Source organism: Streptomyces sp. WMMB303 (assembly GCF_029351045.1).
Classification (GTDB): domain Bacteria; phylum Actinomycetota; class Actinomycetes; order Streptomycetales; family Streptomycetaceae; genus Streptomyces.
Map to the genome: position 1 here is coordinate 6730844 of NZ_JARKIN010000001.1, position 8484 is coordinate 6739327.

At 71.8% G+C, this 8484-nt stretch carries 11 protein-coding genes; 5 read left to right on the plus strand and 6 right to left on the minus strand.

Translation table 11 applies throughout. The annotated features are described in order from the left end of the window. Positions 1-59 precede the first annotated feature (59 nt). The 3 genes from P2424_RS29125 to P2424_RS29135 all read left to right on the plus strand — a co-directional run bounded on the left by P2424_RS29125 (position 60) and on the right by P2424_RS29135 (position 2002). Positions 60-1058 carry a sporulation protein gene (locus tag P2424_RS29125; protein ID WP_276478635.1) on the plus strand — a complete coding sequence of 333 codons (999 nt, stop codon included), beginning with the start codon at positions 60-62 and terminating at the stop codon, positions 1056-1058. A 96-nt stretch (positions 1059-1154) separates the two neighbouring features. Then, on the plus strand, positions 1155-1778 hold the full coding sequence (locus P2424_RS29130) for a DUF2975 domain-containing protein (protein WP_276478636.1): 624 nt from the start codon (positions 1155-1157) through the stop codon (positions 1776-1778). Continuing rightward, the gene (locus tag P2424_RS29135; protein ID WP_276478637.1) at positions 1778-2002 is read left to right on the plus strand and encodes a helix-turn-helix transcriptional regulator; all 225 of its coding nucleotides are present in this window, start codon (positions 1778-1780) and stop codon (positions 2000-2002) included. Before P2424_RS29130 ends, P2424_RS29135 begins: the two co-directional genes overlap by 1 nt. A gap of 111 nt (positions 2003-2113) precedes the next feature. Here P2424_RS29135 and P2424_RS29140 read toward each other — a convergent pair whose 3' ends face one another. Then, entirely contained in the window at positions 2114-3424 is a 1311-nt protein-coding gene (locus tag P2424_RS29140; protein ID WP_276478638.1) for an NAD(P)-binding domain-containing protein, read from the minus strand. 224 nt (positions 3425-3648) lie between these two features. Between P2424_RS29140 and P2424_RS29145 the strand changes: the two genes are divergently transcribed. Continuing rightward, positions 3649-4005 (plus strand): metalloregulator ArsR/SmtB family transcription factor, encoded by a 357-nt coding sequence (locus tag P2424_RS29145; RefSeq protein WP_276478639.1) that lies wholly within the window; start codon positions 3649-3651, stop codon positions 4003-4005. Between the two features lie 51 nt (positions 4006-4056). Here P2424_RS29145 and arsB read toward each other — a convergent pair whose 3' ends face one another. Together arsB and P2424_RS29155 are read right to left on the minus strand one after the other, a co-directional pair. After that, complete coding sequence (gene arsB / locus P2424_RS29150) at positions 4057-5157, minus strand: ACR3 family arsenite efflux transporter (protein ID WP_276478640.1); 1101 nt, start codon at positions 5155-5157, stop codon at positions 4057-4059. After that, on the minus strand, positions 5154-5468 hold the full coding sequence (locus P2424_RS29155; protein WP_276478641.1) for a metalloregulator ArsR/SmtB family transcription factor: 315 nt from the start codon (positions 5466-5468) through the stop codon (positions 5154-5156). Before P2424_RS29155 ends, arsB begins: the two co-directional genes overlap by 4 nt. A 99-nt stretch (positions 5469-5567) precedes the next feature. Here P2424_RS29155 and P2424_RS29160 point away from each other — a divergent pair, with 99 nt between their 5' ends. Then, complete coding sequence (locus P2424_RS29160) at positions 5568-5999, plus strand: arsenate reductase ArsC (protein ID WP_276478642.1); 432 nt, start codon at positions 5568-5570, stop codon at positions 5997-5999. Positions 6000-6190: 191 nt separating this feature from the next. Here the strand turns inward: P2424_RS29160 and P2424_RS29165 are convergent, their stop codons facing one another. The 3 genes from P2424_RS29165 to P2424_RS29175 all read right to left on the minus strand — a co-directional run bounded on the left by P2424_RS29165 (position 6191) and on the right by P2424_RS29175 (position 8423). Then, positions 6191-7021: an ABC transporter permease gene (locus P2424_RS29165; protein ID WP_276478643.1), complete on the minus strand. Its 831-nt coding sequence runs from the start codon at positions 7019-7021 to the stop codon at positions 6191-6193. After that, positions 7009-8124 (minus strand): ATP-binding cassette domain-containing protein, encoded by a 1116-nt coding sequence (locus P2424_RS29170; RefSeq protein WP_276478644.1) that lies wholly within the window; start codon positions 8122-8124, stop codon positions 7009-7011. Before P2424_RS29170 ends, P2424_RS29165 begins: the two co-directional genes overlap by 13 nt. Before the next feature lie 95 nt (positions 8125-8219). Further along, entirely contained in the window at positions 8220-8423 is a 204-nt protein-coding gene (locus tag P2424_RS29175; protein ID WP_276478646.1) for an MbtH family protein, read from the minus strand. Positions 8424-8484: the final 61 nt, after the last annotated feature.

Here is an 8484-nt window from a genome sequence, read left to right on the forward strand (position 1 = left end):
GCCGGGGCGGGACCGCACGCACTCAAGCGCTGGAAGACAAGTGAAGGAGAACGCCCGCGATGGTGTTCAAACGGCTTCTCGGGGCCCTCGGGGTGGGCGGCCCCTCGGTGGACACGGTCCTGGACGACGGACCGGTGCGGCCGGGTGGTCCGCTCGCCGGCCACGTGCATCTCGAAGGTGGCTCCGCCGACTGCGAGATCGAGCAGATCACTCTCGAACTCGTCGCCCGCGTCGAGGCGGAAGAGGACGACGAGGAGCACGAGGGCGTGGTTGCCTTCGACCGCCTCACGGTGGGCGGCGGGTTCCGGCTCGCCGAGGGTGAGCGGCGCAGCGTGCCGTTCACCGTCACCCTTCCGTGGGAGACACCGGTCACGGAACTGTACGGCCAGCCCCTCGGCGTGGTCCTCGGAGTCCGAACGGAGCTCGCCGTCGCGGGAGCCAGGGACAAGGGTGACCTCGACCCGCTGCGGGTGGCGCCGCTTCCCGCGCAGGAAGGCGTACTGGAGGCCCTGGGGCAGCTCGGGTTCGGCTTCACTTCCGCGGACCTGGAACTGGGCCGCATCCACGGCACGGGACAGACGCTGCCCTTCTACCAGGAGATCGAACTCTCCCCTGCCCCGCAGTACGCCCACGCCGTCGACGAGGTGGAGGTGACCTTCCTCGCCGCCCCGAGCGGTGTGGAAGTCGTCCTGGAGGCCGACAAGCGCGGCGGGCTCTTCTCCGAGGGGCACGACGCCGTGAACCGCTTCGCCGTCAGCCACGAGGGCGTCGAGCACGTCGACTGGAACACCGAAGTCGACTCCTGGGTCCGGCAGATGCTCCAGCACCACGGCGGCCACGCAGCGGACCACACCGGGTACCCGCCCCACCAGGGCCACGGGCTCCACCACCACGACGCCCCCCACGACGGTCACCACCGCTCCGGTCCGAGCACCGGTGCCGTCGTCGCCGGCGCGGCGGCAGGCGTCGCGGTCGGCGTGGCCGGGGGGTTCGTGGCCGCCGAGGTCATCGACGAGGTCTTCGACGACGACGAGGACGAGGGGGACGAAGAGGACTGAGCGCGGGCCGGTCGGGCGACGGCCTCCACTTGACCGCGGCGTATCGTTTATCGATAACATCGATAAACGATACGCTACTGTGGGCAGGGGGAGATCATGGGTACCAAGTCCTGGTGGAATCGGACCGACAGTCGGCTCCTGGAGGCAGCTCTGGGCCTGGCCGTTGTGCTGGTCGGCGTCTTCGGGGCGCTGCTTCCGGCGCTCGGGGTGGCCGGGCTGAGGGAGGGTACGAGGGACACCCTCGAGGTCGAGCCCGAGACGGCGGCCCGCATACCGGAAGCCGTGTCCGAAGCAGTGACGGGCCAGGGTATGACTCTCACCGGCACCCGGCGGGCGGAGCTCGTCTTCGCCGACCCCGACCGGAGTCAGCGCCTGCTGCTCGCCCTTCCGGAGGTCGTCGGCAGCCTGCTCCTGCTGCTCGTCCTGGTCCTCCTCCTCAAGGTGGCCCGAACCCTGCGCGGCGGCGACATCTTCGTACCGGCGAACGCGCGGCGTCTGAGCGCCATCGGACTCACGGTGCTGGTGCAGGCCGTTCTCACCCCGGTGTTGCCGGCGCTCACCACACAACTGCTGGTGCGTGGCTCCCCCATGGCCGAGCAGATACCGTTCTCGGTCACCTTCGGCGGAGGGTATGTGCTGCTGGCCTTCCTCATCCTGGCGCTGGGAGAAGTCTTCCGGCGCGGGACGAAGCTGCGCGCCGATACCGAGGGACTGATCTGATGCCGCCGGAAGAGGAGCACCGGGTCCGGATCCATCTGGACAGGCTGCTGGCCGAGCGGGGCATGACCCTGTCCGAACTGGCGGACAGGGTCGGGGTGACCGTGGTCAATCTCTCCGTCCTCAAGAACGACCGGGCGAAGGCGATCCGTTTCTCCACCCTCACCGCGATCTGCCGCGAACTGAACTGCCAGCCCGGCGATCTGCTCAGCTTCCGCCAGGACTGACGCCCGCACGCCAACCGACTTCCGCCCGTCGCCCGGCTCCCCGTCGCCCGCCTCCTGCGGTGGCGGGGGACGGGCGGGCGGCACGTCCTCGGTACCCGACGGACCCTCCGGTCACGAACCGCAGCAGCCGCCCTCGGCGAGCTGTTCGGCTTCGGGGGCGACGGGGAGTCCGGTGCCGCTGCACACGCCGGTCTCGGGCAGGGTGAGTTCGACACGGTCCGCGGATTCGAGGTCTCCGGCGAGGGCTGCGGCCACGGAGCGGACCTGCTCGTAGCCGGTCAGCGCGAGGAACGTGGGCGCGCGGCCGTAGGACTTCATGCCGACGAGGTAGATGCCCCGGTCCGGGTGGGACAGCTCGCGGTGGCCGTGCGGGTAGACGGTGCCGCAGGAGTGGAGGTTCGGGTCGATCAGCGGGGCGAGTTCGGCCGGTGCCTGGAGGCGCTCGTCCAGCCGGAGGCGGATCTCGGAGAGGAAGGACAGGTCCGGACGGAGGCCGGTGAGGACGATCATCTCGTCCACCGGTTCGAGGCGCCGCCCGTCCTCGGAGGCCGGCAACAGGCGGCCGTCGGCCGCCCGCTCGACGGCGGCGGTGCGGAAGCCGGTGACCGCTTCGGCGTGTCCGTCGTCGACGGCGGCCTTGGCCGCGAGGCCGAGGGCGCCGCGGGCGGGGAGTTGGTCGGCCTCGCCACCGCCGAAGGTGGAGTCGGAGAGGTCCCGCCGCAGGAGCCAGACCGCCTTCGTGCCGGCTCCGTCGTCCGTCCTGGCGAGGTCGGCCAGGTGGGCGAGGGCGGTGAAGGCGGAGGCGCCCGAGCCGAGGACGGCGGTGCGCTTGCCCGCGTAGCGGGCCCGTACCGCCGGATCTGCGAGGTCGGGGACGCGGTAGGTGACGCGGTCGGCCGCGGCTCGCTCGCCGAGCGCGGGCAGGCCGCTGCCGCCCGCGGGGCCGGGGATGTTCCAGGTGCCGGAGGCGTCGACGACCGCGCGGGCGGCGATCCGGTCCTCGTGTCCGTCCGCGTACCGGACGTGGACGGCGTAGGGCTGGGCCTCGCGGTCGGCGTCGACGACGCGGTCGAGCCCGGCCCGGGCGACGCCGGTGACGGTGGCGCCGAAGCGGACCCGCTCCCCCAGGGCGTCGGCGAGCGGCTGGAGGTACTGCTCCGCCCAGTCGCCGCCCGAGGGGTAGGCGGCCGCGTCGGGCTGGACCCAGCCGGTCGGGGCGAGCAGCTTCTCCGCCGCCGGGTCGGTCACCTCGCCCCAGGGGGAGAACAGCCGCACGTGGGACCACTCGCGAACGGCTGTCCCGGCGGTCGGACCGGACTCCAGGACGAGGGGCTCGATCTTCCGCTCGACGAGGTGCGCGGCAGCGGCCAGGCCGACCGGACCGGCTCCGATCACCACGACGGGAAGCTGCTGAGAACTCATGGCGGGGTTCCTCCGGAGAGTGGGCGGGCGCCGGCCGGCGCGGGCCCCGTCGCCGGTCACCACGGTGCGGAGGCGGGGGCTGCGCCGACCTGCTGATTCGATGCCTATCTATGTTCTGCTATCGCCAGCGTGGCATCTGATTCGACGAGCGTCAACATAGACGTTCATCGAATCAATGCCCGTCCGCCACGGAACACTGTTTCGATCCGTGTCAAAATAGAGCCATGCCGAAGCCCAGTACCCCGCCCGCCGACGTGGTGCCGTGCTGCCCGCCGCTGACCGAGCGCCCCATGACGGCAGAGGAGGCCGAGACCGCCGCACGGATGTTCAAGGCGCTCGGCGACCCGGTGCGGCTGCGGCTGTTCTCGACGGTCGCCTCCCATCCGGGCGGCGAGGCGTGCGTGTGCGACATCTCCGACGTCGGGGTCTCCCAGCCGACCGTCTCCCACCATCTGAAGAAGTTGAAGGACGCCGGACTGCTGCTCTCCGAGCGGCGCGGCACCTGGGTCTACTACCGGGTGACCCCGTCCGTGCTCGCCGCGATGGGACAGATCCTGACGACCGGGCCGGCGACCGCCTGAGCCCCCACCGGCGCGCGGAACCCCGCGACCCCGGGTCGGCGGCCCGCCGCGTCACCGCGCGGCGAACTTCCCGCGCCAGGCCAGGGAGACATACACCAGCGCCACCAGCACCGGGACCTCGATGAGCGGACCGACGACTCCGGAGAGGGCCTGGCCGGAGGTGACGCCGAAGGTGGCGATGGCGACCGCGATGGCCAGCTCGAAGTTGTTCCCGGCAGCGGTGAAGGCCAGAGTGGCCGTGCGGTCGTAGGCCAGGCCGATCGCCTTGCCGAGCGCGAAGGTGCCGAACCACATCAGCGCGAAGTACACCAGCAGCGGCAGCGCGATGCGGGCCACGTCCAGGGGCTGCGAGGTGATCGTCTTCCCCTGGAGGGCGAAGAGCAGCACGATCGTGAAGAGCAGACCGTAGAGCGCCCACGGCCCGAGCTTCGGCAGGAAGTTCCGCTCATACGGTTCGCGGCCCAGCTTCTTCTCGCCGAGGCGGCGGGTGAGGAAGCCGGCCAGCAGCGGGATGCCGAGGAAGACGACGACGTTCAGCGCGATATGCCAGACGGAGACGTCCAGGCCCTGCCCGTCGCCGAGGTTCAGCCACTGGGGCAGCAGGTCGAGGTAGAACCAGCCGAGCAGGCCGAACGCGAGGACCTGGAAGACGGAGTTGAGGGCGACGAGCACGGCGGCGGCCTCGCGGTCGCCGCATGCCAGGTCGTTCCAGATGATGACCATGGCGATGCAGCGGGCCAGGCCGACGATGATCAGCCCGGTGCGGTACTCGGGCAGATCGGGGAGGAAGAGCCACGCGAGCGCGAACATCACGGCCGGACCGAGGATCCAGTTGACCACCAGCGACGAGACCATCAGTTTCCGGTCGCCGGTGACCGCCTCCAGCCGGTCGTAGCGGACCTTGGCCAGCACCGGGTACATCATGATCAGCAGACCGACGGCGATCGGCAGCGAGATGCCGCCGATCTCGACCTCGGACAGCGCGTCGCCGAGACCGGGGACCGCCCGGCCCAGGCCCAGGCCGGCGGCCATGGCGGCCAGGATCCACACGGCCAGGAAGCGGTCGAGGGTGGAGAGCCCGCGGACGACGCCTCCGTCCGCGGCGCGGGCGTCGTGCGCGGGCGGTTCGGTGGTCTCTTCGGTGGCACTCACGGGCAGGCCCGCTTGGTGTCGGCCGCGGCGGTGGCGCGGGCGGTCTCGGCCAGCTCGGCGAACTGTCCGGCGAGGGCGGCGAGGACATCGGGCCGCAGCCGGTAGTAGGTGAACCGGCCGCACGGCTCGGTGTCCACCACTCCGGCATCACGCAGCACCCGCAGATGGTTGGAGAGATTCGTCTGGCGCGCGCCGGTCTCCTCGACCAGGTGCGTGGTGCACAGGGTCTCCCGGGCGAGCAGGTTCACGATCGACATCCGGAGCGGGTCGGCCAGCACCCGGATCAGATCAGTCTCGACTGACGTCAGCATGTGCTGATACTGTCACATCACTCGAAGCTGATACCAGGCCGGCCCGCAGCCGCCGTCCGGAGATTCGGCCCTCGCCCGGGACCCGCGAAGGATGAACCGATGCCCGCCACTCCCACCGCGTCCGTGCTGTTCGTCTGCGTCCACAACGCCGGGCGCTCGCAGATGGCCGCCGGCTTCCTCAGCCACCTCGCGGGTGACCGCGTCGAGGTCCGCTCCGCGGGCTCGCTCCCCGGCGACCAGGTCAACCCGGCAGCGGTCGAGGCCATGAGGGAGGTGGGCATCGACATCTCCGGCCAGCGGCCGAAGGCGCTCACCCCCGCGGCCGTCCAGGCGTCCGACTACGTCATCACCATGGGCTGCGGCGACGCCTGCCCGGTCTTCCCCGGCCGGACCTATCTCGACTGGGCACTGGCGGACCCGGCGGGAAAGGGCGTGGAGTCCGTGCGCCCCATCCGCGACGAGATCAGGACCCGCATCGAGGCGCTCGTCGCCGAGATCGACGCGGCGGGCCCCCCGCCGGCCGAGGGCTGAGCCGGGCAGCCAGCAGCCCCCGCACCGGGCACAGCAGCCGCAGACACTGTCCGGCATCGGCGGCGAGGGAACGCGAAGACCGTCGCGCCGTCCTGGCGGGGCCTTCCGCCGCGGACGCACCCTGCGGATCACGTACGCCCCTGCAGTCCCCGATCCCCCGTCCCGCGACAAGGCCCGAGGAGCCGCCTCCGTCAACCGCGGGCGATCCGCCGATACCGGCTCACCGCGAGAGGCATGAACACGGCGATGACCGCGAGTGCGCACAGAGGGGCATACAGCACGGCGTGCTCGACCGGCCACGATCCGGGAGGCGCGACCGCGGTGGGAGCCTCGTTGCCGAAGAGCGAACGCGCCGCGGTGGCCGTGGCCGAAACAGGGTTCCACTCGGCGACGACACGCAGCGGACCCGGCATGGAGGTGACGGAGACGAAGGCACCCGAGACGAACGTGACGGGGAAGAGCCAGATCAGTCCGGCGCTCTGCGCGACCTCCACACTCCGGGCCATCAGCCCGATGGTCGCGCCCACCCAGGACATCGCGAAGGCGAAGAGCAGTACCAGGGCATAGCCGGCCGCGGCAGCGGCGACGGTGCCCTCCACCCGCCAGCCCACCAGCAGGCCGCACAGCGAGGTGACCGTGAGGGTGACTGCGCTCATCGCCAGGTCGGAGAGGGTGCGGCCGAGGATGACGGAGCCACGCGGCATGGGGAGTGCCCGAAACCGGTCCACCATACCCCTGTCCATGTCACCCGCGAGTCCGATGGCGGTGAACGAGGCGTTGAAGGTGACGGCCTGGGCGAAGATGCCGCCCATCAGAAAGGTCCGGTATTCGGCGCCCCCCAGACTGCCACCGAACACGTAGGCCAGCAGCAGAACGAACATCAGCGGCTGGACCAGGGCCGCGATGACGGCTCCCGGTGTGCGGCGGAGGTTGACGAGGTTCCGCCAGGCGATGATCAGCCCGTCGCGCAGGGTGCGCAGCGGGCCCGAGGCCGGGCGCGACGCGAGGGTCAGGGTCGCCATGCGTGCGCCCCCTTCCTGCGTGCCCGGAACGGCTGCCTGAACCCGCGGTCGGTGCCGGTCTTCCGAGCGCCGTCCCCACCCCGCGCGGGAGCGGCGCTCGAAGCCGCCGGTTCGACGGTGGCGGGCGGCTCCGGCCGCTGCCGGGAGCTGCCCGTCAAGGACAGAAACACGTCGTCCAGACTGGGTGGGGCCAACGCCGCATCCCGGACCCCGACATCGACGGCGTCCAGGGCGTCGAGCGCCTCGCGCAGCGCGTGCGCCCCTCGGTCAGTGGCGACGGTCACCGTGCCGGCGCGTACGTCGACGTCGGGCCGGTGCGGGCCGACAGCGGCCATGGCACCGGCCGCGGTCCCGTGCGTCTCGGGGTCGGTGAGGGTGACGGTGATGCGTTCGCCGCCGACGGCGGTCTTCAGCTCGCCGGACGTACCCCGCGCGATCACCCGTCCGTGGTCGATGACGGCGATGGAGTCGGCCAAGCGATCCGCCTCCTCCAGATATTGCGTGGTCAGCAGAACGGTGGTGCCGTCCGCCACCAGTTCTTCCACGGCACGCCAGGTGTCGGCCCTGCCCCGGGGGTCGAGCCCGGTGGTGGGCTCGTCGAGGAAGACGACGGCCGGCCGCGAGACCAGGGCGCCGGCGAGGTCGAGGCGTCGGCGCATTCCGCCGGAGAAGCCTCCGCTGGGGCGGTCGGCGGCCTCACCGAGGGCGAACCGCTCCAGAAGCTCCGCGGCGTGCCGACGGGCCGGCCCGCGGCTCAGTCCATGCAGCCGGCAGACCAGATACAGGTTCTCGCGGGCGGTCAGCCGCTCGTCGACGGCCGCGTACTGACCGGACAGGCCGATGCGGGCGCGCACCGCCTCGGCCTCGTCCCGCACGTCCCGCCCGGCGACCGTGGCCCGGCCCCCGTCCGGCCGCAGCAACGTGGTGAGAATGCGCACCGTGGTGGTCTTGCCCGCACCGTTGGGACCGAGAAGGCCCAGCACGCTGCCGGCGGGGACGCAAAGGTCGACACCGCGCAGCGCCTGATGGTCGCCAAAAGTGCGGGTGAGTCCCTCGGCACGGATCGCATCGCCCGGTACGGCAGCGGGAGTCGGGGCCGGCACCGGGCGAACGGTCGCCCGGCCCCCGTCGGGGCCCGCGGGCCGGGGCGGGGGCAGCGGCTCCCGCCCCGGCCCCGGGAGGCGCACGGTCGGCTCGCTCACCGGGAGGCCAGGGCGCTCAACGGCGTCAGATCGGTCCAGTGCGCGTCCACGTAGGCGAGGCACTCCTCACGCGAGACCGGGCCGTGCACGGCGCGCCACCCCGCGGGTATGTCCGCGAACTCGGGCCACAGGGAGTGCTGGCCCTCGTCGTTGACGAGGACGCGATGCTGAACGGCGGGATTGTCGAAGGGGTTGGTCATCTCTCTTGTTCACTCATCTCTCGGTGTGGTGGCGGACGGGCGACCGTTCGGCGTGCCGTGG